Consider the following 25,516-nt stretch of genomic DNA (forward strand, 5'->3'; position numbering starts at 1 on the left):
GCACGTTCAGCGGTCAGTGGGAACCCCGTAATAGCTTCGGTACCAGTCGACGAAGCGCGTTGCACCCTCCTCGATGGAGGTGCGCGGCGCGAAGTCGACGGCTTCGGCGAGGTCCTTGACGTCGGCGAAGGTGGCGCGGACGTCGCCGGGCTGCATCGGCTTGAAGACGAGTTCGGCCTTGTGGTTGGTGGCGTGTTCCAGCACTTCGATGAGCCGCATCAGCTCGACCGGCTCGCTATTGCCGATATTGTAGATGCGGTAGGGCGCCAGCGAGGTGCCGGGATCGGGATGGGCGCCGTCCCATGACGGGTTTGGCGCCGCCGGCTGGTCGATCAGCCGCACGACTGCCTCGACGATGTCGTCGATATAGGTGAAGTCGCGGCGCATCTGGCCGTTGTTGAACACCTCGATCGGCCGGCCCTTCATCAGCGCATCGGTGAAGATGAACATCGCCATGTCGGGGCGGCCCCACGGGCCGTAGACGGTGAAGAAGCGCAGTCCCGTGGTCGGCAGCCGGTAGAGATGGCTGTAGGTGTGAGCCATCAATTCGTTGGCCTTCTTGGTCGCGGCGTAGAGGCTGACCGGATGGTCCACATTGTGATGGACCGAGAAGGGCAGGGCGGTGTTGGCACCATAGACCGAGCTCGACGAGGCATAGAGCAGATGCTCGGTGCCATTGTGCCGGCAGCCTTCCAATATATTGAGGAATCCCACCAGATTGGATTCCGCATAGGCATGCGGGTTGGTGAGCGAATAGCGCACGCCGGCCTGCGCCGCCATGTGCACGACGCGGCGCGGCTTGAGCGTGGCGAACAGGCTCGCGGTCTCCTCGCTGTGAGCGAGGTCGAGGCGGCGGAAGTCGAAGCCGGGAAGCCTGGCCAATTCGGCGAGGCGCGCTTCCTTTAGGGTCGGGTCGTAATAGTCGTTGATGCTGTCGACGCCGACGACGGGAACGCCTTGCTCCAGCAAGCGGCGGGCAATGTGAAAGCCGATGAAGCCCGCTGCGCCGGTGACGAGAATGGGGGCGGGGAGGGGCATCGGGAATCCTCAAATCGATTGTGACAGAGCTCCAAACAGCTTTACGCCGAAGTGGGACTGTTCGCCAGATGCAGATGGTCGCTGGGTAAGAGACGAATCCAGCGCCTTCCAAGGCTTTCACAGCAGCCAATAGTCTTTCCGACGACGATCGGCTTCACTGGCTGGGTCATGATTTTGGAACTAAATGGATGTCGAAAGGTTTTATTTTCATCCTTTCAACAGACCTTGAATGGACATGACAGACTCAGCCGGTTTTGCCCTTCATCGCCCCCATCTCACTCATAATCTCACCGCGGGCGATGAGAAGTTGCGGCGTCTGATGAGCGCGAACGTGCGCACCGTTTCTGCCGGAAGCACACTCATCGAGACCGACAGCCCCCATGACTATGTCTATCGACTGCGCAAGGGCTGGGTGGCGCGGGTTCGCACCCTCGAAGACGGTCGCGCGCAGTTCATCCTGATCTTCCTGCCGGGCGATCTCTTCGCGGTGAAGAGCATGTTCGTGACGCATCATCCGGATGCGGTCCACGTGCTCTCCGACGCAGTCGTGGAGCAGATCGACTATCGCCGGCTGAAGGAAGCCTATGACCAGGATGCCGACATCTCGCTTCGCTGCACCTGGCAGATCGTCGAGGAGGAGCGCCGCCTGCACAATTGGGTGGTGGGCCTCGGCCGCGGCAGCGCCGAGGAGCGGCTGTCTGTGTTGTTCCTCGATTTCCGGGCGCGGCTCGTCCTCTCCAAGACCCTGCCCGAGGGAACATTGAGCTTCGAGGTGCCGATGACCCAGGAACAGATCGCCGACCATGTCGGCCTGTCGACCGTCCATGTGAACCGCGTGCTGCGTAATCTGCGCGAACTAGGAGTCGCCACGCTGCGTGGCCGCACGGTTACCATCCAGAACGAGAAGGCGCTGCGGCGGCTCGCTTATCCGCTGCTGGACAGCTTCGAGCGGCGCAGCGCGCAGTTCGGAAAATCGCGTGAGGAAGCCGAGGGTAGCTAGGTGGCAGACCAGCAGAATATCTATCAGAGCCGGCGCGTGCCGGAGCAACTGACCACCCACGCCACGGCCCAGGCCGCGCTGATGCTGGTGGAAAGCCTGGCGCTCGCACTGGTCGAGAGCGGCGTCCTGACCAGCGACAAGGTGGTGGACGCGTTCGAGAATGTCGTCGAGACCAAGCGGCGCATGGGCGAAGAGAGCGAAGACGCCATGGTCGCCGCCAAGGCGGGTGGCCTGATCAGCAACATCGTCAATAGCCTGCGGCTCGCCCATAGCGACAAGTCCACGGACTAAGAGCCGAAGGCGCGGGTGCTTTCCCGCGCCCCTGATAGCGGCATGCGGCCCTCGTCAGTGGCGCCGCGCCAAGCCGAGTTCACTCGCCCGCAGGCGCGCGGGCGTTCTGCTTCGTTGACCCCACCCGCGAGGCGATCCCGCAGAAGTCGAGCCCGTCCGGCCCGGATTCCAGCGCCCGCTTCAGGAAGCGGATGGGAAAATGGATGGCGTCGATATTGGCGGTGCGCAGGTCCGAGGTGTCACCGCGCGCCTTCGCCGCGGTCTCCGCAGCGCGCAAGGCATCGTGGATCTCGGCGTCGCTGAGGAGGCCCTTCTGTTTCATCGTCATGCACAGCGCGGAGAGGGCGAGCAGCAGGCCCTCGAGCTGAAGATTGGCGGTGTTCATGTTCCCTCCTTCTGCGCACCCGCCGGCGACCATTCGCCGGCCAGCCACCACGGCAAAGGGGCGGTTGGTTCCGCCCACTCCGGCTTGTCGCAGCCAAGGCCGATCACGCTTTCGGCCAGCGGCTCCACGCGCCGCGGGCTGCGATCTTAGAATCATTACACCCACGCACCGATCTTGCCGATGATTTCAGCGCGGTTCGACCGGCCGCGATCAGATATTCGACCGTGTCGGCTCCGGTGAACCGCCATCCGGCGGGAGTTCCACAGGCGTTTCGCCAGGCTGGTCTTCGGGCTGGTCGATGCCGGGGACGATATCCGGCGACTGGCCGGGTGGAGTTGCCGGGTCCTCGATGGGCGAGGGCGTGCGGTCGGGGTTCTCCGCCGGCGGCGGGATGTCCGGCCGGTTCGGCTCGGGGGTCTTGGGCGGACTGGTGGGGCTTGTCATGGCGGCTTCCTCTATGATGGTGGAAGCCTAACCATGTAGAGGGACACGACGTTCCCGCCGGTGGCGGCTCGGCGCGGCGGCGAGGCGCCGCACACGACCGCATGGCGTCATCTCATGAGCGCTTCGTTCGAGAGCCAGTCCGCGAACGCGGCAGCCAGCAAGGCATGGGGGCCGCCGGAATCATAACCGAGCCGATAGTCGGGGCCGGCGATGCGCAGATCGGGAAACGGTTCGACCAATTCGCCGCGCGCCAGCAGGTCGGCGACCACTTCGATCGGCGCGGCCAATAGTCCCTGGCCGGCGAGCGCCGCCTCCAGCGCGATGTAGAAATGGCCGAATCGCGTCGCCCGGCCGGCCTGGTCGGGCGGTAGCCCGGCTGCAATGAGCCACCTTGAGAGTTCTCCCGGGCGGGTCACGGCTTCGAGCAACTGGCTCCCAGTCAGGCGCGAGGGGCCCTCCCTGGCGTGGTCGCCGAGGACGTCGCCAACGATGTCGGCTCTCGCCACCAGTGTGATCTCCTCGCGGAACAGCGACACCACGCGCAGATCGGAAGGCAGCGCATCGCCGCGGCGGATGACCACGTCGAAGGGGATGTCGGCCCAATTCTCGGTGGTGTGCGTCGGCCGCACCAGCACGTCGACGTCACCGATCTGGGCCTGGAACATCGGCAGGCGAGGGATGAGCCAGCGCATCGCGAAGGTCGCCGGCGCGATGACCCGCAGCACTTCCGGCGCAGCCTGTGGCGCCATCGTCTCGATAGCCGAGGCCATCAGGTCGAACGCCGCGCCGGTCGCTGTCGCGAGTTGGGCAGCGGCTGCCGTCGGCAGCATTTGCCGCCGATTGCTCGCGAACAGCGGCACGCCGAGCCAGGCTTCGAGCACCGAGAGCTGCTTGCTCACCGCGCTGTGCGTCACCCCGAGCTCGTCCGCCGCGCCGGTCACGCTGCCGATGCGGGCCACTGCTTCGAACGCCACCATTGCCTTGAGGGGCGGAAGATTGCGCCGCATTCATCTGTTCCGAAATCTCACACGATGACGGAACTAATATCGCTTTACTCCAAGCCTCACCACTCAATAATAGATCATACATAACAACGGCTAAAGACAACTGAAAAACGCACAAGCTTATGCGTTGAGTGCGACAGTTTTATTACGGATTGGTGTTGATGGATATGTCAAGGCAGGACGCCGATGCGTCTCGCGAATACGTTGTCGTGAATGCGCGGCGCTATCGCAAGCCGGTGCAGCCGGTGGTGGTCATCTGCTTCGACGGATGTGACCCGGCCTATATCGAGGCGGCGCAGGCGGCAGGCGTCATCCCGACCCTGACGCAGATGCGGGGCGACGGGTTCGAAGCGCTGGCGCTGGCGGCGATGCCGACCTTCACCAATCCCAACAATGTCTCCATCGTCTGCGGCGCGCCGCCGACGGTCCATGGCGTCGCCGGCAATTTCTATCTCGACCGCGAGACCGGCGAGACCGTGATGATGCTGGACGCGGCGCTGATGCGGGCACCGACCATCCTCGCCGGCCTTGCCAGCGCCGGCAGCCGGGTCGCCGTGGTGACCGCGAAGGACAAGCTGCGCAAGGCGCTCGCCCATGGGCTTACGCTCACGCCCGGTCTCGGCGCCATCGCCTTCTCGGCGGAGTATGCCGACGCCTCCACGGAGGAAGAGCACGGCATCGCCAATGCGGCGGCCTTCGTCGGCGTTCCGAAGCCGGCTCAGTATTCGGCAGAGCTGTCGCTCTTCGTGCTCGATGCCGGCATCCGGCTCATCGAGGCCGGGCGCGCCGACGTGCTCTATCTCTCGCTGTCCGACTATGTGCAGCACAAGCACGCGCCCGAGACCGAGGAAGCGCTGGCCTTCATGGCTGCCGTCGACCAGCGGCTCGGCCGGCTGATCGAACTCGGCGCCATCGTCGGAGTCACCGCCGATCACGGCATGACCGACATGGCCGGGCCGGACGGAGCACCCAGCGTGGTCTATCTCGGCGACGTGCTGGATGCGGAATTCGGGGAGGGCGCTACCCGCGTCATCTGCCCGATCACCGATCCTTTCGTGCGCCATCATGGCGCGCTCGGCGGCTTCGTCCGCATCCACATTCTCAGGGACGGCATTGACCCCGCCACGGTGCTCGAACGGATTCGGGCAAAACCGGGTGTGGCGCTGGCCTTGCCCGGTGATGAGGCGGCCGCCCGCTTCGAAATGCCTGGGGATCGCGAGGCCGACATCGTCGCCGTCGGCGCGGCCGGCGTCGCGCTCGGCGCCCGTGCCGTCGACCACGACCTCAGCCAGCTCGCAGGCGAGCGGCTGCGCTCGCACGGCAGTCTTTCCGAGCAGAGCGTGCCTTTCATCCTCTCGCACCCGCTGCGCGGCACCGAGCCGGTGCCGGAAGCGCTGCGCAACTTCGACATTTTCGACTTTGCCTTGAACCGGGTGGGGTAGGGGATGCGCCGCGCCGTCATCGTCATGCTCGATGGGCTTCGCCGCGATTTCGTCGATGAACGGCGGACACCCCATCTCGCCGCGCTCGCTGAGCGCGCCGAGCGCTTCTCCGCCTATCGCTCGGCCTTCCCGTCTGCCACCCGTGTGGTGTCCTCGACACTGGCGACCGGCTGCTATCCGGCTCGCCATGAGCTCCAGGGCAACACCATGGTGCTGATGGAGGAGGGGCGCCTGGTCCGTCACGATGCCGGCCTGCCCGACTTTCTGCAATGGAAGCGCCAGGTGACGGGGCGATCGCTCGCCATGCCGACCATGGCCGAGCGCGTGGCCAACCATGGCGGCGCGATCATCTTCAACAATGTCTCGCCCGGCGCTGCCTATGCGCACGATCCCGACGGCCACGGGCAGGTCCATCACCGCGCCGGCTCCTATGGTCCGGGGCGCACGCCGCTGGCCCGCCAGCTCGACATCGCGCTGGACGTCGCCGGCGACCGCGCCATGACGGAGCGCTTCATCACCGAGGCGCTTGGCGAGGCGGCTCCTGCTCTCGCGGTGATCTGGTTCGGTGAGCCGGACCATATCCAGCACGAGCGGCCGCTCGGCTCGCCGGAAAATCTCGCCGTGCTGCGCGAGGCCGACCGCAATCTCGGCATAATCATCGCGGCGGTAGAACGCCTGCGCGAGGGCGGCGACGAGGTGCTGCTCATTGCCGGCTCCGACCACGGCCACGAGACGGTGACCGGCATCGTCGACATCGAGGACGAACTGGTCACCGCAGGCCTGAAAGCTTCGATGCGGTCCGAGGACGTGGTGATTGCCGCCAACGGCACCTCGGCGCTGGTCTATGTTCATCCCGACCATGCGGCCCGGCTCGACGCGCTCGACGATTTCCTCCATTCGCGCCCTTGGGCCGGTGTCGTGATCTGTCCTGAGGACCTGGGAACGGTCGGCCAGGCGTCGCACCACGGCCTCGCCTTCGCCATCTCCCTGAAGGGCGACGACGCCCCCAACGAATTCGGCGTGCCCGGCTCCTGCCTCGCGGTGAAGCCGCAGGGCGGCAAGGTCGACCGGCTCGGCTTCGGCCAGCATGGCGGGCTCAATGCCTATGAGCAGTCACCGGTCCTCGTCATTGACGGTCCCGGCTTCACGGCCGGCGCCTCGCGCAGCGCGCCTGCGGCCGTCGTCGATATCGCCCCGACCGTGCTTTCCCACCTCGGCCTGCCGGCCGAGGGCATGGACGGCACGCCGCTGCAAGCTTTCCCGCAACCGTCCCGCTCTCCTGTCCCGGAGGATCGTTCATGACGATCGCTAACCTCAATCGCCGCGCCTTCCTGGCCAGCACCGCCGCAGCCGGCTTTTCAGGCCTGCTGCCGGACTTCGCTTTCGCCCAGGCCGCCACTGGCTCGCCGAGCCATGGCGGTGTGCTGAAATATGCGACGCTCGGCCTCGACACCGCTGATCCGCATCGCCACACCGGGAGCATCGCCGTCCAACAGATCTATGCCGAGGCGCTGACCTCGATCGCCGGTGACGGCTCGGTCGAGCCCTTCCTGGCGGAATCCTTCGATATCTCGCCGGACGGCAAGACCTATATGTTCCGCTTGCGCGAGGGTGTCGTCTTCCACAATGGCGACGTCCTGACCGCCGCCGACGTGGTCGCCAATGTCGAGCGCGTGAAGACCAAGGTCACTGGCGGCTGGCTCGCCTCGGCGATGAAGCTGGTCGACACCGTGACCGCGCCGGACACGCGCACCGTTGTCCTCGCCATGCGCGAGCCCTATGCGCCGCTTGCCAATCTGATGTCGGAACTGTGGATCCTGTCACCGAAGTCCGACGGCTGGGCGGAGACCATCAAGACCCCGATCGGCACCGGGCCGTTCCGCTTCGGCGAGTGGCAGCCCAAAGTGAAGCTCACCGCGCCGGCCCACACCGCCTATTGGCGCAAGGGGATGCCCTATCTCTCCGCCATCGAGGCGGACCTGCGCGACGATGTCGACCGCTCGCTGGCGCTGCGCGCCGGGGAGTTGCACATCGCCAGCGTCTCCACCGACATCGCCAAGCAACTGGCTAGCGACACCAACATCAAGGTCCGCCCGCTCAAGGATGCCGGTTGGTACTTCGTCGCCTTCAACAACCGCAAGCCGCGCAAGCCGTTCGACGATGTGCGGGTGCGCCAGGCACTGGCCTATGCCGTCGACAAGGCCGCCTTCATGAACTTCGCCTCCTCCGGCACCGGTGTCGTCAGCAACCAGATGGTCGGGCCGGGCAATCTCTATTTCGACGAGGCTACCTTCAAGGCCGATCTCCACGCCAAGCCGAACCTCGACAAGGCGCATGCGCTGCTCAAGGAAGCCGGCGTCGATCCGGTCAAGGAGACCATCGAGTTCGTGTCCTGGCAGGAGAATTATCCGCAGGTCGTGGTGCAAATGGTGCGCAAGCTCGGCTTCAAGGTGAACCATGTCGCGCTCGACGATCTCGGCGCGCAGAAGCGCCTCGGCCAGTACGACTGGGACATGAACTGCATGGACTCCGGTCCGCGCGCCGACATCTTCCTGCGCTACGTGCGCATGATGAGCGACGGCCCGAACCCGGTGCTGTGGGGCGGCGTACAGGATCCCGAGTTCGACAAACTGGTGAAGGCCGCCGTGGCAGAGCCCGCCATCGACGCCCGCAAGAAGCTCTATCTCGCCGCCTGGAAGCGGGTGATGGACAATTATTATGTCGTTGTGCTCGGCCTCGCAGCCGACCAGATCGCCATGCGCACTGACGTGAACGGCTATGAGCCGGGCTTCACCTGGTCGCCGAACTGGGTGAGCGGCGGCGTCGCGCAGACCTGGCTCGCGGGCCGGTCATGACCTTGGCGCTCGCCATGGCCGCGGAGGGCAGGGCGCGTACCGGATTTCCGGTGCGCGCCAGCCTGTCGGTGATCATCCTCGCTATCATCGTGGCGGTGGCCATCGCCGCCCCGCTGATCGCGCCGTATGACCCGCTCGACCAGGACCTGCTGTCGCTGAACCAGTGGCCAGGTCCCGAGCACTGGCTGGGCACCGACCATATTGGACGCGACGTGTTCTCGCGCCTCGTCATGGGCGCGCGCACCACGCTGCTGGTCGGCCTTGGCGGCGCCGCGGCGGCATTCGTGCTCGGCGCCGGTTTCGGCCTCGTTGCGCTCTCGCTCGGCCGCATCGCTGAAACCATCCTCTACAGCGCCATCGATCTCATCCGCGCCATGCCGGACGTGCTGCTGGCGCTGCTGCTCATCGTCGCGCTCGGCGAGGGGGCAGGGCCGGTGGCGATCGCGCTCGGCATCTCCTTCGCGCCGTTCTTCGCCTATGTGGCGCGCGCCATCTACCGGCGCGAGGCGGCGAAGGATTATGTGACGGCGGCGCGGCTGTTCGGCGGCGGCCCGCTGCACGTGCTGCGCCTGCATTTCGCGCCGAACCTTGTAGGCGGGCTGGTGACGCAGGCGGCGATCCTGATGCCGCGCTGCATCGTCACTGAATCCGTGCTCAGCTTCCTCGGCCTCGGCTCCTCGCCCGACGCCCCGACCTGGGGCCGCATGGGGGCGGAGGCCAGCCGCTATATCGAGGTGGCGCCGCACACCATACTGGCGCCGGTGCTGGCCATCATCCTGCTGACGCTCTCGCTGTCCTTCGTCGGCGATGCGGTGCGCGTGAGGCTCGATCCGCTGCGCGAAGCTGACGCGACGAGGTCGGTATGAAAAGCCTCGCCGCCGCCAGTCTCGCCCTCGTCCGCATGGTTGCGCAGGCGGTGGGCATCATGGTGATCGTGTTCCTGCTGGCCCGTGTCATCCCCGGCGACGCCGTCGACTTCAAGGCGATCCAGGGCGATCTGACGGCCAGCCAGCAGCAGGCGATGCGCCATGAGCTCGGGCTCGACCAGCCGGTGCTGACCCAGTTCGGCGAATGGACCTTGCGCGCGCTGCACGGCGATTTCGGCGAGTCGCTGCGCTTCAGCCGGCCGGTGTCGGACATGCTGGCGACCGCGCTGCCGGGCACGCTGGTCTTTGCCAGCCTGAGCTTCGCACTGGCGCTCGCGCTCGCCATCGGCATCGCTGTCGGCGCGGTTATGACGGGCAGCCCGATTCTGCGGGCGCTGGTCGATATCACCAACATCTGGTCCATCGCGCTGCCCACTTTCTGCATCGGCGTGGTCGGCATCCTCATCTTCTCGGTGTGGCTGCACTGGCTGCCGGTGCTGGGAGGCATGCTGCTGCCGGTGTGCATCATCGGCATCGACGGTGCCGGGCAGATCGTGAAGCCGCTCTACGAGGAACTTCGCGAGGCGGCGACCTCCGCGCATGTGCGCACCGCGCGCGCCAAGGGGCTCTCGCCCTGGCGCATCACCCTCCGCCATCTGATGCCGACTGCGGTGCCGGTGGCGCTAGCTTTGTCGAGCCTGGTGCTGGCGAGCCTTGTTGCCGGAACCCTCACCATGGAAGTGCTGTTCGGCCTGCCCGGCATTGGCAGCCTGATGCTCAATGCCATTCACGGGCGCGACTATCCGGTGATCCAGGCTTCCATACTGGTCACGGCGGTGGCCCTGGTCCTCATCAACGGGCTCACCGATCTGCTCCACCGCCTGGCCGATCCGAGGCTATCCCGATGAGTGCGCCGGTTCTTGCTCTTCGTAATCTCGTCATCGCCAAGGGGGCACGCCGGCTGGTGGACGGCGTGTCACTGACGCTGGTGCGCGGCCGCACGCTCGGCGTCATCGGCGAGTCCGGCTCCGGCAAATCGCTGACCGCGCTGGCCATCCTCGATCTGCTGCCTGCAGGGTTGACGGTCGATCCGGCCTCCGCCATCGAGATCGACGGCGTTGTACTACCGCGGCGCGATGAACGGGCCATGCGGGCGCTGCGCGGCCGCAAGGTGGCCATGGTGTTCCAGGATCCGATGGCCTGCCTCAACCCGTTCATGCGGGTCGGCGCGCAGCTCGACGAGGTGCTGGCGAAACTTGGGCAGGCGCGGCCGGTCCGCGGCCATCGCATCGAGGAACTGCTCCGCGAAGTCGACCTTCCCGATCCTGCCGCGCTCGCCCGCCGCTACCCGCACGAACTCTCAGGCGGCCAGCAGCAGCGGGTGATGCTGGCGATGGCGCTCGCCGGCGAACCCGACCTGCTGATCGCCGACGAGCCGACCAGCGCCCTCGATGCCAGCGTCCAGGCGGAGATCGTGGCGCTGCTCGCGGCGGTGCAGCGCCGGCGCCAGCTCGCCATGCTCATCATCACCCACGATCTCGCGGTGGCCGGCGCGCTGGCGCACGATCTTGCGGTGATGCAGCGCGGCCAGATCGTCGAGACCGGCCCCGCGGCCAACATCCTCGAAGCGCCAAGGCATTCCTATACGGCACGCCTGGTCGCTGCGCGCCGCACCCTGCTGGCGGCAATGTCGGATGCTCGCCTCGACGCGCGGGCGCCGTTGGTCGAGGCGGAGGCGATGGCTGTCGACTATGCCGGCCGCGGCCTGTTTGCTCGCCCGTTCCGGGCGGTGGAGGGCGCCTCGTTCCGCCTGCTGCCCGGCCGCACGCTCGGCATCATCGGCGAATCCGGGTCGGGCAAGAGCACGCTGGCGATGGCGGTGGCCGGACTGAGGCCGCTCGCGCAAGGAAGCATCCGGCTGCTCGGCCATGAGTTGACACCGTCGAGCCGAACCGTGCCCCGCGCGCTACGCCGGCGCTGCCAGGTGGTTTTCCAGAACCCCTATGGCGCGCTCAATCCGCGGCTCGCTATCGCCCGCGCGCTGGCCGAGCCGCTCGACCTCGCCGGGATTCCGGCGCGCGAGCATGCCGGACGGATCGCAGCGGCGCTGCAGGAGGTCGGCCTCGAGGCCGAGCATGGCACGCGGTTCCCGCACCAGCTCTCCGGCGGCCAGCGCCAGCGCGTCTGCATCGCGCGGGCACTGATCTGCGAGCCGGATGTGCTGATCTGCGACGAGGTGGTCTCGGCGCTCGACATGACCGTGCAGGTGCAGATCCTGCAGCTTCTGCGACGGCTCCAGGCCGAGCGCGGCTTCGCCATGGCGTTCATCGGGCACGACATCGAGGTGGTGCGCTGGATCGCCGACGACGTGCTCATCATGAACAAGGGCCGCGTCGTCGACAGTTGCCCGGCCCATGACCTGACGGCGACCCCGGCACGCGACGCCTACACGCGCCATCTGCTTTCCGCCCGGCTGAAACCGCTCGCGGCGTAGGCGTCGCGACACTGGCTCGGCGCGCCGCTATTGCGGCGGTACCGGCTGGCGGCGCGGATCCGGCTGGGCGTCGGTAGAGCCCTTCGACCCGCCCTGCTGCCCCGGAGCCTGTTCGGGCCGCGGCTTTTCCTGCTGCGGCCGCTGCCCCTGATCTTCACGCTGCTGCATCTGCTGGCGTGGCTGCTGCTGGCCGCGCGGCTGCTGCGCATCCGGTTGCGGCTGGCGGCGCTGTTCGGGCTGCTGGTTTCGCGGCGCGGTGTCGGGACGCTGCTGTTGATCGGGGCGCTGGTCCGTCTGCGGCTGGCGGCGATCCTGCTTCTGGCTCGGCGGCTGCTGCGCATCCGGCTGCGGCTGACGGCGCTGATCGGGCTGCTGGCCTTTCGGCCCTGCCTCCGGCCGCTGCTGGTCGGGGCGCTGCTGCGCATCCGGGCGGCGGCGATCCGGTTGCTGCTGGGTTTCCTGAGGCTGCGCATCCGGTTGCGGCTGACGGCGCTGATCGGGCTGCTGGCCTTTCGGCCCTGCCTCCGGCCGCTGCTGATCGGGGCGCGGCTGCTGCGCATCCGGACGGCGGCGATCCTGCTGCTGCTGCTGTTGGTTTCCCTGAGGCTGCGCATCTTGCGGCTGCGGGCGGCGCTGATCGGGCTGCTGGCCTTGAGGCCCTGCGTCCGGCCGCTGCTGATCGAGGCGCTGCTGCGCATCCGGGCGGCGACGATCGGGTTGCTGCTGGGTCCCCTGCGGCTGGCCTTGCTGCCCGTTGGGCTGATTCTGCCGGTTCGGCGCGCCGATTCCCGGCTGGCCGGACGGCTGATCGCTTCGCGGGGCGCCGGCCGGTGCCTGCACCTGGCGCGCCCGTTCACGACGCTCCTGATTGAAACGATCGAGGCGCTGCTGTCGCTGCTCAATCGCCTCGCGACGCTCGCGCTCCAGCGCATCGCCACGCGCATCCGCTTGCTGGCGAAGCTCCCGAATGCGGTCGGCGCGATCGCGCTCCAGTTCCTGCACGTCGCGCTGATAGCGGTCGCGGTCGGATTGGCGGCGTTCACGCAGTTCGCGCCGGCGATTGTCATCGAGAGCGCTGAGAAGGGCGACGGACGGTGCGAACAGCCCGGGCGTATCGTCGCGCACATATTGGCGTACGACGACGCGGCGGTCTGGCTCGATGGTGCGCACCACGCGTCGGGGCGGCCCGAAGCGGTCGCCGAACGCGATGCGCGGCGCGAAGACGCCGATGCGCCCGCCGGCGTCGTCATAGAAGAGGTCGTCGCTCCGATCCACGTCCACGATCTCGCGGCTGACGATTCGGGTGCGGGCCACCCGGTCATAGGCGCCGCGTTCGATGCCGCGATTGACGTAGTAGCCATTCTCCCAGATCGGGTCGTATTCCTGCGGCGCGGCGCGCAGATAGACGCTGATCTGGGGAATCGGCGCGGCATGGATGCCGATGTCCCGCTCGCCCATGTACTGGTCGTCGATGAAGACCCAGCTTTCCGCAACGGGAGCGTCATAGTGGCTCGCCCGGCCGGTGGCGAAGCCGTCGCGATCGGGTGCGATGGGCGCCCAACCGGTGCGGCCGCCGCCCCGCCGCCACGTCACCCAGGCCGGCGCCCAGGTGTCGCCCGGAACCCAGAACCAGCCATAGGCCGGATCGTAGCTCCAGCGGCCGTAATGATAGGTTGCCCAGCCGAACGGCTCGTCGGAATCCCAGTACCAGCCATAGGCGTCGGTCCAGACCCAGCGTCCCTCCTGATAGGGCCGCCAGCCGGGGCCGACATCGGAGGGCACGAACACGTACCGATAGTCCGGGTGCTCGACCCATGTGCCGTGATCGGCGAGCTGGTCATAGAAGACGTTGATGTCCATCGGGGCGCCCGCTCGCGGTCCGCCTTGGGGACCAGCCTGTGCCAGGCGTATCGCAGAGGTCTCCGCATTGGCAGGCGGCACGAGCGAGCTGGCAAGGAAGCTTGCCGCCAGGCCAGCAACGAGCCATCGGCTTCCAGAATTCATCATAGACAAGTTCCCTACGCATACGAGAAGGCACGGATTAACGCGATTGCCGCCTTTTGGTTGCGAAGCAATCAGCATAATTGCGAGGGTAATAGCGCTCCAAATTATTGTGGCGCAAACATGTCAATGAATAGATCGGTGTTCAGGTATGCTATCGCGTTGCTCGTGCAGATTGCGAAACTGGAGCGAATGACGCCGTCATATGTTTGCCTGAGTTGGCGAACGCTGCGTCGTTCCTTTACGCTTGGCACGGAGACGCAGGCCGCGGGCTTCTTACAGGCTCGCGCGGCGTCGCCTCCAGCCCACGGCCCGCTATTTCATCGAGAGGACAACCGGTCCCGCGACCGGGTCCGTTACGCCGAGCCCGCCACCCAGATCCTCAAGTGTCTGGCGGAAGCTGTCGAGCGTGGCGATCATCGCCGGGCGTCCGGCGGCCAGCGCCTCCGTGCTCTCCCATTCCGCGATGATGCAGTAGCGTCCCTCGCCAGTCTTTATGATGTTGGCGTGCCGCATCCCGGGCCAACTTCCGGCGATGTTTCTATGGGCGTCGAGAAAAGCCTCGTCCATGCCAGGCTTGACCTTGAAACGCACGACGTTGAACGCAGTCATGATCCCTCCTCATGGCAAGTATGATGGTAGCGATGGCTTCAATCGGCGATCCATCGCGGGCCGTCCGCGAGCAGACGCTCGGCTTGTCCGACAATGTCATTGATCACGCGTGCGGCCGACTCCACGCTGTGGATCAAGCCGGCTGCTTCTCCCATTAGGACCCCGGTGTTCTCGGCGTCGCCGGCGTGGAAAGCATCCCAATAAAGCCTGCTCTGGACTGACAGCGTCGGCTCCTGCGCCAGTTGATCTTCGCGGCCGTGCCAGGCCGCGACAAATCGATTGTTCAATACGCGCGTGACGAACTCGGTTGTCGGCCAATGATAGTTGCGGGCAATGTCCACGGTCTTGGTCTTGATCGTCTGATCGCCGTCGGCGGCGACAATCGCCTCACGGAATCCCTGCGGCGCGGCAGATTCCAAAGTTGCCAGGAACCGTGTGCCGATCAGCACGCCGTCGGCGCCGAGCATCAGCGCCGCGGCGAGCGAGCGGCCGTCGCCGACACCGCCCGCGGCGACCAGAACCGTCTCCGGTGCCTGTTTCGCGAGAAGATCGGCTATTTCGGAAACGAGCGTGAAGGTCGAGCGGGAACCGCTGTGGCCGCCGGCTTCATTGCCCTGCGCGACGATGACGTCCGCGCCCGCTTCGAGCGCCCGACGTGCATGCGTCATCGACTGGACCTGGCAGAGGACCGGCACTCCCGCTGCTTGGGAGCGCGCCGCAAAGGGCGCGGGCGAGCCAAATGAAAACATGAGCGCCACGGGTCGCCGCGCCAGCACGAGATCGAGCAGATGTGGCCGGGTTGCCAGCGACCACGTGATGAAGCCGCATCCGACACGCGCTTTGCCCGCGGCAGCAAACTCCTTGTCCAGCCAGGCTTCGTCGCCATAGCCGCCGCCGATCAGACCGAGTCCGCCGGCATTGGACACCGCTGCCGCAAGCCTCCCGCCGGCCATCACCCCCATCGGGGCAAGTACGATGGGATGCCGGATGGAAAAACGCTCGGTAAGTCGTGTGCTCAGGGGCATGGGCAGGGCCCATTGGATCACCGAGACACCATAGCAGGATAAGCCCTACCTACACACCGGGGAGCAAAACAATCCGATGCGTGCCGCAGCAAGATTAGGTCGCTCGAAATCGTCGGTAGCGGAGTGACGCGTCCTAGGGAGGCTAAGCGTCAGTCTCGAAGCATCAGCAAAATCACCGCATTAAGTCGCCGTGCGTTGTCTGAATTGGCTGAAAATTGTATGGCTTGCCTGCACGGTTGGCAACGCCACAACAGAGTTGGGAGGTTATCGTGCTCTAATCCCAATCACGTTCCAGATGGGATCTTGACAATGACAGGGCGGACCTCTCGACGGATCCGCCCCGCTTATGTGATGTTTTCGAACTCTGGAGGCGTTAGTTACGCTCCAGTCGAAGCCTCTGTCAGCTTGGCGACGACGTGGTCGAGACTGAAGCTCGCCGCTTTCTGCCGCGGCGGAAACTCTTTGAAGGTTTCCAAGAACTCGGCGACTATAGCCTGCGCGGGCACGAGCATATAAATGTGCCGGAACATCCAGTCGTAAAAGGTATTTGAGGTGATCTGAGCCCGCTCATACGGGTCCATCCGCAGATTGAAGATATAGGGCGCTCTCAGCGTTACGAAGGGGTCCTGCCAAATCTTGAGCGTCCCCGCAACTCGCTGCTCCATAAACATTATCTTCCAATTGTCGTAGCGCAGAGCCGCAACATCTCCTTCATCGGTGAAGTAGATGAACCCCTTGCGCGGGCTTTTGGGTTCCTTTCCAGTCAGATACGGAAGCAGGTTGAATCCATCAAGATGAACCTTATAGGTTCTCTTGCCGATCTTGTGGCCTTTCTTCAGTTTGCCGGAGATGTCTGGTTCGCCAGCCACCGCGAGGATGGTTGGAAACCAATCCTGGTGGCTGATGATCTCATTCGAGATTGAGCCCGCTTTGATCTGTCCAGGAAAGCGCAACAATAGGGGCACGCGATACGCGCCTTCCCAGCTGGAGTTTTTTTCGTTTCGGAATGGCGTCGTGCCTGCGTCCGGCCATGTGTTCATGTGCGGGCCGTTGTCGGTGCTGTATTGCACAAACGTATTGTCCGCGATGCCAAGCTTGTCCAGGAAGTCCAGCATCTCACCGATGCACTTGTCGTGGTCAATCATCACGTCGTGGTATTCGGACTGCCAGCGGCCGGATTGACCACGGCTCTCGGGCTTCACATGCGTCCAGGCGTGCATATGCGAGGTGTTGAACCAGACGAAGAACGGCTCCCCGGCGTCGTGGGCGGCCTGGATGAACTTTTTAGCCGCCGCAAGGAACTCGTCGTCGCACGTTTCCATGCGTTTCTTGGTCAACGGGCCAGTGTTCTCAATCTTCTGGCCGCCCTTGCCGTCCGCCCAGCAGTGCAGGACGCCCCGCGGGCCATACTTTTTCTTAAATTCGGGAAAGTCTTTGGCATTCGGATAGTCAACCTCTTCGGGCTCTTCCTCGGCGTTCAGGTGATAGAGGTTGCCGAAGAATTCGTCGAAGCCGTGCATGGTCGGCAGATGCTCGTCGCGGTCGCCGAGGTGGTTCTTTCCAAACTGGCCAGTGCGGTAACCGAGTGGCTTCAGAGCCTCGGCAATGGTGATGTCTTCAGCCTTTAAGCCCAAGTCTGCACCGGGAAGACCAACCTTGGTGAGACCGGTACGCAGTCCGCACTGGCCCGTGATGAATGAGGCGCGTCCGGCGGTGCAGCTCTGCTCTGCATAAGAGTCCGTGAACAGCATGCCTTCGCTGGCGAGGCGGTCGATATTGGGCGTCGTGTAGCCCATGAGTCCTCGTGAATAGCAGCTGAGATTCGACTGACCGATGTCGTCTCCCCACATCACTAGAACGTTGGGTTTTCTCGTAGCCATTTGCTTCCTCCTGCTCTGCTTTCTGCTGAGCTAATGCGTCATTGGCTATCTCGACCGGCGGACCGCCGGGTGCCCCAAGTAGAATGCCTGAACTAAGGTCGATGCAAGGAAATGTTGCCCTCGAATTTACCACTCTTATGTCAGAAGCTTTCAGCAAAGCAGGTGGTAGAAAGTCGACGAACTATCGCCAACATCATTTGTAAACCAACATTGTAGAATTATTTATACCGCATTATATGACAGTGAATGCCAAGCCGGATGCGGATGGAAATTACTATGAAAGGCGCACTATTCGCGAGCGCGAATCTTCGCCAAAGAGATTTGCTTTTGAGTCAGACCGTCAATACCTTCTGGCAGCAAATGCTTGAAGGTTGCGGCGGGTTGTCATGGCGGCAGAACCGGTAGACCACGATGCGAGCCGCTTCACGGTCAAGCCGACATCGGACAGTCATTTTGCGTGGCTTCGCACGCGCCTCAGCCTTGAGCGGACCTTGATGTCTTGGGTTCGGACGTCGGTGTCGCTCATCGCGTTTGGCTTCACCATCGTCCAGTTCTTCGAGCGCTTCGGCAACATGCCCGGCGTTGCGGATGCCTCCGACCCACAGGCGCCGCGTTATCTCGGCCTGGCCATGATCGCGGCCGGTATCCTCGCACTTGTCGTCTCTGTTTGGCAGTATCACAGAGTTTCCAGGTACCTGAACGGAGGCAACTTCACTCCGCTTGTTGGCGTAGAAGATGGACCCATACACACGCCGCTTTATGCCGTCTCGATTACGCTGATCCTCATAGGCGTCTTCGCATTTTTTGCGGTGGTGACGCGGTCGCTCTGACGAGTGTTATCGACGCCTGCTTCGCCACAAACGAGACGAGCCGGAAGCCATGACGGCAGCACAACTTATCCCGCTCATCATCAGCATCAGCATCTTTCTGCTCGTGCTTGCGCTAGGGCTCGACGCGGAACGCAAGGACGCACTCTATCTGTTTCACCGACCTTTGCTGCTGTTCCGGTCGATTGCGTCTATGAACGTGGTTATGGTGATCATCGCCGCAGCGATTGCGCTTCTGGTCGACATGGCCCGCCCGGTTGAAATCGCGCTCGTGGCGCTCGCAATTTCTCCTGTGCCACCGATACTGCCCGGCAAGCAGCGAAAGGCGGGCGGTTCGGAGCGTTACGCGATCGGTCTGCTGGTCGCCGCCTCACTGTTCTCGGTGTTGCTGGCCCCACTTGGGGTGAGCCTTGTCGGACTGCTTTTCGGTCTCCATCTCGGGGCGCCTCCGACAAGGATTGCGTTCATCGTTTTGATAACGGTCCTCGCGCCGCTAGTGACGGGTATTGCGGTCAAGCGCTTCCTGCCGGAGCTTGCGGCCCGCGTGAAGCGTCCGACCGCCTTGGTCGCAATGGTGTTGTTGGTGCTCGCCTGTCTGCCCGTTCTCTTCACAACGTGGCCCGTGGTGTGGGGATTAGTCGGAAACGGCGTCGCGCTTGTGCTGATTGCCTTCACGTTGATTGGCCTGCTGGTCGGCCACAGTCTTGGTGGGCCAGTTGCGGGGGATCGCACGGCCTTGGCATTGGCCACGGGAACTCGGCATCCGGGCGTTGCCATCGCGATCATTAGTCTGAATTTTCCTGACGAGAAAGCCGCGCTCGCGGTCGTGCTCTATCATCTCGTCGTCGGGACTTTGGTATCCATTCCGTACGTTCGCTGGCGGCGAAAGACTGCTCGGAGCACCCTCGGATAACGGCGGCGGAGACGGGAGGAATGCAGATGCTGCGCCATAACTGGCGGCGGCGGCGCGGCGTCCCCGGATTGCTGCCACAGCGGTCAACGGCGTCGATGCGCCGGGCGAGCTATTGCAAGAAGCGTGGAGGCGGCCGTGGTGCGTGAATGGCTCCTCGCCCTGACCGAAATCGTGGTCCCCACGATCGAGCTGATGGCTCTTCTGTTTATCGCAGGCGGAACGCTACAGGCCTTTGTCAGTGGTCTGCGTTTCATGTTTGCGCGCTGCGAGGATATCCCGGGTTCCCGTGTGGTGTGGCTTCGCTATTCGCGCTGGCTCATTGCTGGATTAACGTTCCAGCTAGGCGCTGATATCATAGCTACTTCATCGGCTCCAAGCTGGAACGAGGTCGGCCAGCTCGGCGCTATTGCTGTCATCCGCACGTTCCTTAATTTCTTCCTTGAACGCGATCAACGGGAGATGAAGACGGAAGAGCCCGAATGAATCCTCTAGGTCCACCGTGGGAGCTTCACGAGGGCTCTCGCTTAGAGAGCGCCGCGCGGTAGACGGGCTGGTCCTACTCAAGCAGTTCCCCGTGGGGGATGTGGTGATCGTCTTCCATGCCTCGGCGGTTGAAGTCGATGTGCACAAGGTCGGGCTACTTCGCCCGCTCTTTGGAGGTTTGGAACTGGCGGTGGCCGTCGCCGTCCTTGCGCGGCGCCTCGTCGGCGGCCAGAAGCTCGCGCAAGAACTCCGCCTCAATGTCGGAAAGCGCGATCCCGGCGGTTAGCCGACTTGTATCACCCGATTGTATGAGGGCGGCAGCCAAAGGCGTTGATTTACGGAAACTTCAGGCCAGCACAAAGGCTTGGCAGCTGGCGCGCCCTAGGGGAGTCGAACCCCTCTCTCCACCGTGAAAGGGTGGCGTCCTAACCGATAGACGAAGGGCGCGCAGGCGGGTGCCTTATAGGGGCAAGGAACGGGGTGCACAAGACGTCTCGCACCCCGTCATCCACAGCGCGATGAATCCCCTCATTGAGGTTTCTTCAACGCGTCTCGTCAGATGGCCGCGACGTTGACGCTAAAAGGTCGCCACAGCCGTCCTGTTATCCCGGCTTCACCACTTACCGGTGTTGGGCATGGAGAGCCACGGCTCCTGCGGCTCGCGCTTGCCGCCTTTCTGCAGCAACTCGATCGAGACATTGTCCGGCGAGCGCACGAACGCCATGTAGCCATCGCGCGGCGGGCGGTTGATGGTCACTCCGGCCTTTTGCAGCTTCTCGCAGGTCGCATAGATGTCATCGACCTCGAAGGCGAGGTGGCCGAAATTGCGGCCTTCACCATATTCCTCGGGATCCCAATTATAGGTCAGCTCGATCTCGGCGCCTTCCTGGCCGGGAGCGGAAACGAAGATCAGCGTGTAGCGGCCCTGCGGCGACTCGCGGCGGCGGGTCTCCTGGAGGCCGAGCTTGTTGACATAGAAGTCGAGCGAGGCGTCGATATCGGTGACACGCACCATCGTGTGCAAATACTTCATGGCAATCCCCGTAATGGCCGGCACCCCGCATAATGGTCGGTGGCCGTGCCTGAGCGGCGCATAGGCGGCAGCAACATATGGTGGTGGACGGCGACATCAAGGCCGCGCGCACGGAACTTAGGCGCGTGGTCGCGGGCATGCGGGCCGGGCTCGCCTTCACCGGCGCCGGCATCTCGACCGAGTGCGGCATACCGGATTTCCGCTCGCCCGGCGGGCTGTGGACCAGGAACCGGCCGATCGATTTCGACGAGTTCGTCGCCAGCCGGACGGCGCGCAACGAGGCGTGGCGGCGGCGCTTCGCCATGGAGCAGGCATTCGGCGGCGCGCAGCCGGGCAGGGGACACAAGGCGCTCGCCGACATGGTGGCGGATGGCCGGCTGCTCGGCGTCGTCACCCAGAACATTGACGGGCTGCACCAGGCGTCCGGCGTGCCGGACAGCAAGCTGGTAGAATTGCACGGCAACAGCACCTACGCGACCTGCCTCGATTGTGGCACGCGCTATGAGCTGCCTTGGGTGCGCACCCGTTTCGACGCCGCGGGCGGCGCGGCGCCGGACTGTCCGGATTGCGACGGGCCGATCAAGACCGCGACCATCTCCTTCGGCCAGGCCATGCCGGTGGACGAAATGGCGCGGGCGCGCAAGCTGAGCCTCGCCTGCGACGTTTTCCTCGCCATCGGTTCTTCTCTGGTGGTCTATCCTGCTGCCGGTTTTCCGATCGAGGCGAAGCGGGCGGGTGCAGAACTCGTCATAATCAACCGCGAGGCGACGGAACTCGACGATTTCGCCGACCTCGTCATCCACGCCGACATCGGCGACGTACTCGAAGGGATATCCACAGCGCATTAACGAAGCGGTGCACGAACGTTACGCGAATCAATTTGGGTGTTTTCGTGGCGCAATGCAGTGTTATGCTGGGCAATAGCGGGGAATCGACTAGGTACTCGCTTAAGGCGTCAAGGGTTTTGCGTGGCGGGGGCGTAGGGCTGCATGGTGTCCGATGCATCGGGACCCAGATATGGTCTGAATGATCGCGGTTCGTTCGACGAACACGCGGACGATTTGAACCCGGATACGGTGCCGGGCCTGGTACAGATCGCCGGCACCATAAAATGGTTCGACGTTTCAAAGGGTTACGGCTTTATCGTGCCGGATCGTGGCGGTGCGGACGTGCTGTTGCATGTTACCTGCCTGCGCCGCGGCGGCTACCAGACGGCACAGGAAGGTGCCCGCGTCGTCTGCGAGGCGGTGGCGCGCGACCGTGGCTTCCAGGCGCTGCGGGTGATCTCGATGGACGAGAGCACCGCGGTGCACCATTCACAGCTGCCACAGGCGCGCACCCACGTCTCGGTGCAGCCGACCGGCGGTTTCGAGCGCGCCTTCGTCAAATGGTTCAACCGGCTGCGCGGCTTCGGCTTCCTTTCGCGCGGGGAGGGCACGCCGGACATCTTCGTGCACATGGAGACGCTGCGCCGCCATGGCCTTACCGAATTGCGGCCCGGCCAAGTGGTGCTGGTGCGCTTCGGGCCGGGGCCGAAGGGCCTGATGGCCGCCGAGGTGCGCCCCGACGGGGCGTCGACGCCGTCATCGCATTGATCGCTTTAGCTTGAAGCGGCGCCGCCTTGATTGCGACGGCATTGCGAGTGCATTGATCGCTGTCCCGCCACCGAGGGGAGCGCCAGCCGCTCCTCATTCCATGCGATTTGCACCCATGCGATCTGTCCTTGCGCGATTTGCGATTTCCGGACTTGCTCCTGCCAGCAGGCGCTCCTTGCTCGCCGCCGGCCTCGTCATGGCGGCGCTCGCTTTTGCCGCTGCCGCGTGTGTGCCGTCTGCCCACGCGGCGACGGTCGAGCCGCTCAGCATAGATACCAAATCGGGGCCGGTGGCCTTCAAGGTGGAGATGGCGCTCACCTCGGACGAGCGCGCCAAGGGGCTGATGTACCGCACCGAACTCGCCCCCGACGCCGGCATGCTGTTCGATTTCCGCACTGACCAGCAGGTTTATATGTGGATGAAGAACACTTACCTGCCGCTCGATATGGTGTTCATCCGCTCGGACGGGCGCATCGCCAGCATCGCGGCGAACACCACGCCGCTTTCCACCGAGACCATCTCCTCCGGCGGCCCGGTGCGGGCGGTGCTGGAACTGCCGGCCGGTACCGCCAAGGCGCGCGGCATCGCCGTGGGTGACCGGGTGCGCCATCATCTGTTCCCGAACGATTAGGGCGGTCGGCCAGGTCGGCATCGCGCCGCTTGACGCTCGGCGTCCGCCATGTCATCCGACGTGGACGTGATGTGGCCGGTGCGGGGCATAGCGCAGCCCGGTAGCGCGGAAGTTTTGGGTACTTCAGGTCGCAGGTTCGAATCCTGCTGCCCCGACCAGCCGGCCGCGTCGCGTCGGGAACGCTGCGGCAGGCGGCGGACCCGGGCATGAGTGCCTGGGAATGAGTGGGAGCGAGGGGCAGATGGTTGCACGCATCTACAAGCCGGCCCGGAATGCGATGCAGTCCGGCAACGCCAAGACCGAACTCTGGGTGCTGGACTATGAGCCCGAGCAGCCTCGCCAGGTCGAGCCGCTGATGGGCTATACCTCTTCAGGCGACATGAAGAGCCAGCTCCGGCTGACGTTCGACACCAAGGAAGAAGCCATCGCCTATGCCGAGCGCCGCGGCATCGCCTTTCAGGTGCAGGAGCCGAAAGAGCCGATCCGGCGCAAGATCGCCTATTCCGACAATTTCAGCTTCCGCCGCATCGGCCAGTGGACGCACTGAGCCCCGCGGCATTTTCGTCTATAACAGCCGCTGCATCGGCCCCGTAGCTCAGCTGGATAGAGCAGCCGCCTTCTAAGCGGCAGGTCGCTGGTTCGAGCCCAGCCGGGGTCGCCAGCCTTCTTCCGCTGCGAACGTCGGGATTGCTGTCCCGTTTGGTCCTGGCGCCGGCTGTCGGGTGCATCAGGGCCGTTGCCGCGGTAGGCTGATCCATTGTGCCGTTCTGCACACGGAACCATCCCCCACATCGGAAGTTGTCTGTCCGAATGCAGCGCACGCTGTGCGCATCGTTCCGAGACTTCCAAAGAGGATGGAGAATAACCATGCGCAAGATCGTTCTTGCTGCCGCTACTCTGGGAATTCTGTCGATCGGTGGCATCATCAATGCGAACGCCCAATACTATCAGGTCGATCCGTATGCCCGTGGCGAGGTCTATGCCCAGCCGGGCGTGACGGTTGTCGAGCCGGGCTACGCGGGCCCTGTTTATGAAGGCCGCAATGTGTATGTCGAGCCGGGCCCGGGCCCGATCTATGATCACGAGGCGACTGTGCCCAGTCAGAAGACCGCTCGTGACCTTCTGATCTGGAAGCAGCCGGGCGACCAGAACATCATCAATCAGGAACGCGCAAACGAGCGCGCTAAATAACTGCGCTCCGGACGATCGCACCTGTCACGTAGAAGGGCGACCCAGAAATGGGTCGCCTTTTTCGTGTCCGGCGCAATCGCGACGGCCTTTGCCGGCTTTTCTGCGGCGGCACTCTTGATCCTGCCCCAGTCTCTTGTTCCCTTGTGGGACAAGAAGGGCACCTTGCCCGGGATCGGAGAGTTCCATGACCAAACATGCCGGCGCGCTTGTCGACACCCTTTCGCATGAGGAGCGGCTCGACCGGCTCGGCGAAGTCGCGGTGCATGTCGGCCTTGGCCTGAAGCCCGGCCAGGAACTGGTGATGACCGCGTCGATCGATGCGCTGCCGCTGGTGCGGCGGATCACCGAGCATGCCTACAAGGCCGGCGCTTCGCTCGTCACCACGCTGTTCAGCGATGAAGAGGCGACGCTGGCGCGCTTTCATTACGCGCCGGACGCGAGCTTCGATGCCGCCAGCGCCTGGCTCTATGACGGCATGGCGGCAGCGTTTCGCTCCGGCGCGGCGCGGCTTGCTATTTCCGGCGAGAATCCCTCGCTGCTCGCCAATGAGGATACGGGTAAGGTCTCGCGGGCCAATCGGGCGCGCTCGAAGGCCTACATGCCGGCGCTGTCGCTGATCGCCGGGTTCGACATCAACTGGACCATCGTCTCCTTCGCCTCGCCGGCATGGGCCAAGGCGATGTTCCCGGATGATCCCGAGGACATCGCGGTCGCCAAGCTCTGGCACGCCATCTTCTCTGCCTCACGGATCGACACGCCGGATCCGGTGGCGGCATGGCGCGCGCACAATGCCGAGCTCAACGCCCGCACCACGCAGCTCAACGCGCGGCGCTATGCGTCCCTGCGCTTCCGCGGGCCGGGTACCGACCTCACCGTCGGCCTCGCCGATGACCATGAATGGGCGGGCGGCGCTTCCACCGCCAAGAACGGCGTGGTCTGCAACGCCAATATCCCCACCGAGGAAGTGTTCACCACGCCGCACAAGCTGCGGGTGGACGGTCATGTCGCCAGCACCAAGCCGCTCTCCTACCAGGGCACGCTGATCCAGGACATCGCGGTGAAGTTCGAGGGCGGGCGCATCGTCGAGGCCCGCGCCCGTACCGGGCAGGACGTGCTGGAGAAGGTGCTGGAGACCGACGAGGGGTCGCGCCGTCTCGGCGAGGTGGCGCTGGTGCCGCATTCCTCGCCGATTTCGAAGAGCGGGCTGCTGTTCTTCAACACGCTTTATGACGAGAATGCCGCGAGCCACATCGCGCTCGGCCAGTCCTACAGCAAGTGCTTCATCGACGGCGCTTCATTGACGCCCGAGCAACTCGCCGAGAAGGGCGCCAATTCCAGCCTGATCCATATCGACTGGATGATCGGTTCCGGCGAGATCGATGTAGACGGCATTAGCTTCAGCGGCGAGGCCGAGCCGGTGATGCGCAAGGGCGAGTGGGCTTGACGCGCCGGGTGAGCGGGTTCGCCGCGGACAAGTTCGCTTCCTGATGCGCGCGAACTATGGTG

27 protein-coding genes and 3 tRNA genes are annotated in these 25,516 nt (G+C 64.6%); 20 read left to right on the forward strand and 10 right to left on the reverse strand.

What is annotated here, in order from left to right; genetic code table 11:
- Nucleotides 1-6: 6 nt before the first annotated feature.
- Nucleotides 7-1,038 (reverse strand): NAD-dependent epimerase, encoded by a 1,032-nt coding sequence (locus G3545_RS02480; RefSeq protein WP_170009533.1) that lies wholly within the window; start codon nt 1,036-1,038, stop codon nt 7-9.
- 331 nt (nt 1,039-1,369) lie between these two features.
- On the opposite strand from G3545_RS02480, the gene G3545_RS02485 reads away from it, so the two are divergent.
- On the forward strand, nt 1,370-2,038 hold the full coding sequence (locus tag G3545_RS02485; protein WP_170009535.1) for a Crp/Fnr family transcriptional regulator: 669 nt from the start codon (nt 1,370-1,372) through the stop codon (nt 2,036-2,038).
- Complete coding sequence (locus G3545_RS02490; RefSeq protein WP_170009537.1) at nt 2,039-2,329, forward strand: hypothetical protein; 291 nt, start codon at nt 2,039-2,041, stop codon at nt 2,327-2,329.
- 79 nt (nt 2,330-2,408) lie between these two features.
- Here G3545_RS02490 and G3545_RS02495 read toward each other — a convergent pair whose 3' ends face one another.
- The 3 genes from G3545_RS02495 to G3545_RS02505 form a co-directional block, all read right to left on the reverse strand.
- A complete protein-coding gene (locus tag G3545_RS02495) occupies nt 2,409-2,714 on the reverse strand; it encodes a hypothetical protein (RefSeq protein WP_170009539.1) in 306 nt (101 codons plus the stop codon).
- A gap of 210 nt (nt 2,715-2,924) precedes the next feature.
- Nucleotides 2,925-3,158: a hypothetical protein gene (locus G3545_RS02500; protein WP_170009541.1), complete on the reverse strand. Its 234-nt coding sequence runs from the start codon at nt 3,156-3,158 to the stop codon at nt 2,925-2,927.
- A 107-nt stretch (nt 3,159-3,265) separates the two neighbouring features.
- On the reverse strand, nt 3,266-4,165 hold the full coding sequence (locus tag G3545_RS02505; RefSeq protein WP_170009543.1) for a LysR substrate-binding domain-containing protein: 900 nt from the start codon (nt 4,163-4,165) through the stop codon (nt 3,266-3,268).
- 164 nt (nt 4,166-4,329) lie between these two features.
- On the opposite strand from G3545_RS02505, the gene phnA reads away from it, so the two are divergent.
- From phnA to G3545_RS02535, 6 genes are read left to right on the forward strand one after another with little or no spacing between them, the layout of a single operon-like run.
- Nucleotides 4,330-5,604, forward strand: a complete 1,275-nt coding sequence (gene phnA, locus G3545_RS02510; RefSeq protein WP_170017865.1) for a phosphonoacetate hydrolase — start codon at nt 4,330-4,332, stop codon at nt 5,602-5,604.
- A gap of 3 nt (nt 5,605-5,607) precedes the next feature.
- Nucleotides 5,608-6,906 (forward strand): alkaline phosphatase family protein, encoded by a 1,299-nt coding sequence (locus G3545_RS02515; protein WP_170009545.1) that lies wholly within the window; start codon nt 5,608-5,610, stop codon nt 6,904-6,906.
- Nucleotides 6,903-8,459 (forward strand): ABC transporter substrate-binding protein, encoded by a 1,557-nt coding sequence (locus G3545_RS02520; RefSeq protein ID WP_170009547.1) that lies wholly within the window; start codon nt 6,903-6,905, stop codon nt 8,457-8,459. The genes G3545_RS02515 and G3545_RS02520 overlap by 4 nt, the downstream gene beginning before the upstream one ends.
- Complete coding sequence (locus G3545_RS02525; RefSeq protein WP_206151375.1) at nt 8,456-9,325, forward strand: ABC transporter permease; 870 nt, start codon at nt 8,456-8,458, stop codon at nt 9,323-9,325. The genes G3545_RS02520 and G3545_RS02525 overlap by 4 nt, the downstream gene beginning before the upstream one ends.
- Nucleotides 9,322-10,233: an ABC transporter permease gene (locus G3545_RS02530; RefSeq protein ID WP_170009549.1), complete on the forward strand. Its 912-nt coding sequence runs from the start codon at nt 9,322-9,324 to the stop codon at nt 10,231-10,233. The genes G3545_RS02525 and G3545_RS02530 overlap by 4 nt, the downstream gene beginning before the upstream one ends.
- Nucleotides 10,230-11,819 carry an ABC transporter ATP-binding protein gene (locus G3545_RS02535; protein ID WP_170009551.1) on the forward strand — a complete coding sequence of 530 codons (1,590 nt, stop codon included), beginning with the start codon at nt 10,230-10,232 and terminating at the stop codon, nt 11,817-11,819. Before G3545_RS02530 ends, G3545_RS02535 begins: the two co-directional genes overlap by 4 nt.
- Before the next feature lie 27 nt (nt 11,820-11,846).
- On the opposite strand, the gene G3545_RS02540 is transcribed toward G3545_RS02535, so the two are convergent.
- From G3545_RS02540 to G3545_RS02555, 4 genes are all read right to left on the reverse strand, one after another.
- Nucleotides 11,847-13,679, reverse strand: a complete 1,833-nt coding sequence (locus G3545_RS02540) for a DUF6600 domain-containing protein (protein ID WP_170009553.1) — start codon at nt 13,677-13,679, stop codon at nt 11,847-11,849.
- A gap of 456 nt (nt 13,680-14,135) precedes the next feature.
- Entirely contained in the window at nt 14,136-14,432 is a 297-nt protein-coding gene (locus G3545_RS02545) for an antibiotic biosynthesis monooxygenase (protein WP_170009555.1), read from the reverse strand.
- Nucleotides 14,433-14,470: 38 nt separating this feature from the next.
- The gene (locus G3545_RS02550) at nt 14,471-15,457 is read right to left on the reverse strand and encodes a nitronate monooxygenase (RefSeq protein WP_170009557.1); all 987 of its coding nucleotides are present in this window, start codon (nt 15,455-15,457) and stop codon (nt 14,471-14,473) included.
- Between the two features lie 377 nt (nt 15,458-15,834).
- Nucleotides 15,835-17,337 carry an arylsulfatase gene (locus tag G3545_RS02555; protein WP_170009559.1) on the reverse strand — a complete coding sequence of 501 codons (1,503 nt, stop codon included), beginning with the start codon at nt 17,335-17,337 and terminating at the stop codon, nt 15,835-15,837.
- 386 nt (nt 17,338-17,723) lie between these two features.
- On the opposite strand from G3545_RS02555, the gene G3545_RS02560 reads away from it, so the two are divergent.
- The 4 genes from G3545_RS02560 (at nt 17,724) to G3545_RS02575 (ending at nt 19,846) form a co-directional block, all read left to right on the forward strand.
- Entirely contained in the window at nt 17,724-18,167 is a 444-nt protein-coding gene (locus G3545_RS02560) for a DUF202 domain-containing protein (protein ID WP_170009561.1), read from the forward strand.
- Nucleotides 18,168-18,216: 49 nt separating this feature from the next.
- Entirely contained in the window at nt 18,217-19,077 is an 861-nt protein-coding gene (locus G3545_RS02565) for a Na+-dependent transporter (protein WP_170009563.1), read from the forward strand.
- A gap of 135 nt (nt 19,078-19,212) precedes the next feature.
- Nucleotides 19,213-19,560: a DUF1622 domain-containing protein gene (locus G3545_RS02570; RefSeq protein WP_246702661.1), complete on the forward strand. Its 348-nt coding sequence runs from the start codon at nt 19,213-19,215 to the stop codon at nt 19,558-19,560.
- 103 nt (nt 19,561-19,663) lie between these two features.
- Nucleotides 19,664-19,846: a hypothetical protein gene (locus G3545_RS02575; protein WP_170009565.1), complete on the forward strand. Its 183-nt coding sequence runs from the start codon at nt 19,664-19,666 to the stop codon at nt 19,844-19,846.
- An 86-nt stretch (nt 19,847-19,932) separates the two neighbouring features.
- Here G3545_RS02575 and G3545_RS02580 read toward each other — a convergent pair.
- Nucleotides 19,933-20,007 (reverse strand) — tRNA-Glu (locus G3545_RS02580).
- A gap of 166 nt (nt 20,008-20,173) precedes the next feature.
- Nucleotides 20,174-20,593: a VOC family protein gene (locus G3545_RS02585; protein WP_170009567.1), complete on the reverse strand. Its 420-nt coding sequence runs from the start codon at nt 20,591-20,593 to the stop codon at nt 20,174-20,176.
- A gap of 137 nt (nt 20,594-20,730) precedes the next feature.
- Here G3545_RS02585 and G3545_RS02590 point away from each other — a divergent pair, with 137 nt between their 5' ends.
- From G3545_RS02590 to G3545_RS02625, 8 genes are all read left to right on the forward strand, one after another.
- Nucleotides 20,731-21,441: a Sir2 family NAD-dependent protein deacetylase gene (locus G3545_RS02590; RefSeq protein WP_246702845.1), complete on the forward strand. Its 711-nt coding sequence runs from the start codon at nt 20,731-20,733 to the stop codon at nt 21,439-21,441.
- Nucleotides 21,442-21,582: 141 nt separating this feature from the next.
- Nucleotides 21,583-22,188: a cold-shock protein gene (locus G3545_RS02595; RefSeq protein ID WP_170009569.1), complete on the forward strand. Its 606-nt coding sequence runs from the start codon at nt 21,583-21,585 to the stop codon at nt 22,186-22,188.
- 196 nt (nt 22,189-22,384) lie between these two features.
- Nucleotides 22,385-22,819: a DUF192 domain-containing protein gene (locus G3545_RS02600; protein ID WP_246702846.1), complete on the forward strand. Its 435-nt coding sequence runs from the start codon at nt 22,385-22,387 to the stop codon at nt 22,817-22,819.
- A gap of 81 nt (nt 22,820-22,900) precedes the next feature.
- A tRNA-Pro gene (locus tag G3545_RS02605) sits at nt 22,901-22,977 on the forward strand.
- An 83-nt stretch (nt 22,978-23,060) separates the two neighbouring features.
- The gene (locus G3545_RS02610; protein ID WP_170009571.1) at nt 23,061-23,366 is read left to right on the forward strand and encodes an ETC complex I subunit; all 306 of its coding nucleotides are present in this window, start codon (nt 23,061-23,063) and stop codon (nt 23,364-23,366) included.
- Between the two features lie 37 nt (nt 23,367-23,403).
- Nucleotides 23,404-23,480 (forward strand) — tRNA-Arg (locus G3545_RS02615).
- A gap of 206 nt (nt 23,481-23,686) precedes the next feature.
- Entirely contained in the window at nt 23,687-24,010 is a 324-nt protein-coding gene (locus G3545_RS02620; RefSeq protein ID WP_170009572.1) for a hypothetical protein, read from the forward strand.
- A gap of 184 nt (nt 24,011-24,194) precedes the next feature.
- Nucleotides 24,195-25,454, forward strand: a complete 1,260-nt coding sequence (locus G3545_RS02625) for an aminopeptidase (protein WP_170009573.1) — start codon at nt 24,195-24,197, stop codon at nt 25,452-25,454.
- The last annotated feature ends 62 nt before the right edge of the window (nt 25,455-25,516 follow it).

Source organism: Starkeya sp. ORNL1 (assembly GCF_012971745.1).
In the GTDB taxonomy this organism is placed as follows: Bacteria; Pseudomonadota; Alphaproteobacteria; order Rhizobiales; family Xanthobacteraceae; genus Ancylobacter.

Coding starts and splice junctions, on each gene's coding strand:
- G3545_RS02600 (WP_246702846.1), top strand. CDS start 22,385: ATGGCGGCGCTCGCTTTTGCCGCTGCCGCGTGTGTGCCGTCTGCCCAC.
- G3545_RS02610 (WP_170009571.1), top strand. CDS start 23,061: ATGGTTGCACGCATCTACAAGCCGGCCCGGAATGCGATGCAGTCCGGC.
- G3545_RS02555 (WP_170009559.1), bottom strand. CDS start 17,337: ATGGCTACGAGAAAACCCAACGTTCTAGTGATGTGGGGAGACGACATC.
- G3545_RS02480 (WP_170009533.1), bottom strand. CDS start 1,038: ATGCCCCTCCCCGCCCCCATTCTCGTCACCGGCGCAGCGGGCTTCATC.
- G3545_RS02540 (WP_170009553.1), bottom strand. CDS start 13,679: ATGGACATCAACGTCTTCTATGACCAGCTCGCCGATCACGGCACATGG.
- G3545_RS02525 (WP_206151375.1), top strand. CDS start 8,456: ATGACCTTGGCGCTCGCCATGGCCGCGGAGGGCAGGGCGCGTACCGGA.
- G3545_RS02625 (WP_170009573.1), top strand. CDS start 24,195: ATGACCAAACATGCCGGCGCGCTTGTCGACACCCTTTCGCATGAGGAG.
- G3545_RS02560 (WP_170009561.1), top strand. CDS start 17,724: ATGGCGGCAGAACCGGTAGACCACGATGCGAGCCGCTTCACGGTCAAG.
- phnA (WP_170017865.1), top strand. CDS start 4,330: ATGTCAAGGCAGGACGCCGATGCGTCTCGCGAATACGTTGTCGTGAAT.
- G3545_RS02565 (WP_170009563.1), top strand. CDS start 18,217: ATGACGGCAGCACAACTTATCCCGCTCATCATCAGCATCAGCATCTTT.
- G3545_RS02530 (WP_170009549.1), top strand. CDS start 9,322: ATGAAAAGCCTCGCCGCCGCCAGTCTCGCCCTCGTCCGCATGGTTGCG.
- G3545_RS02500 (WP_170009541.1), bottom strand. CDS start 3,158: ATGACAAGCCCCACCAGTCCGCCCAAGACCCCCGAGCCGAACCGGCCG.
- G3545_RS02545 (WP_170009555.1), bottom strand. CDS start 14,432: ATGACTGCGTTCAACGTCGTGCGTTTCAAGGTCAAGCCTGGCATGGAC.
- G3545_RS02495 (WP_170009539.1), bottom strand. CDS start 2,714: ATGAACACCGCCAATCTTCAGCTCGAGGGCCTGCTGCTCGCCCTCTCC.
- G3545_RS02590 (WP_246702845.1), top strand. CDS start 20,731: ATGCGGGCCGGGCTCGCCTTCACCGGCGCCGGCATCTCGACCGAGTGC.
- G3545_RS02585 (WP_170009567.1), bottom strand. CDS start 20,593: ATGAAGTATTTGCACACGATGGTGCGTGTCACCGATATCGACGCCTCG.
- G3545_RS02520 (WP_170009547.1), top strand. CDS start 6,903: ATGACGATCGCTAACCTCAATCGCCGCGCCTTCCTGGCCAGCACCGCC.
- G3545_RS02620 (WP_170009572.1), top strand. CDS start 23,687: ATGCGCAAGATCGTTCTTGCTGCCGCTACTCTGGGAATTCTGTCGATC.
- G3545_RS02515 (WP_170009545.1), top strand. CDS start 5,608: ATGCGCCGCGCCGTCATCGTCATGCTCGATGGGCTTCGCCGCGATTTC.
- G3545_RS02535 (WP_170009551.1), top strand. CDS start 10,230: ATGAGTGCGCCGGTTCTTGCTCTTCGTAATCTCGTCATCGCCAAGGGG.
- G3545_RS02595 (WP_170009569.1), top strand. CDS start 21,583: ATGGTGTCCGATGCATCGGGACCCAGATATGGTCTGAATGATCGCGGT.
- G3545_RS02550 (WP_170009557.1), bottom strand. CDS start 15,457: ATGCCCCTGAGCACACGACTTACCGAGCGTTTTTCCATCCGGCATCCC.
- G3545_RS02505 (WP_170009543.1), bottom strand. CDS start 4,165: ATGCGGCGCAATCTTCCGCCCCTCAAGGCAATGGTGGCGTTCGAAGCA.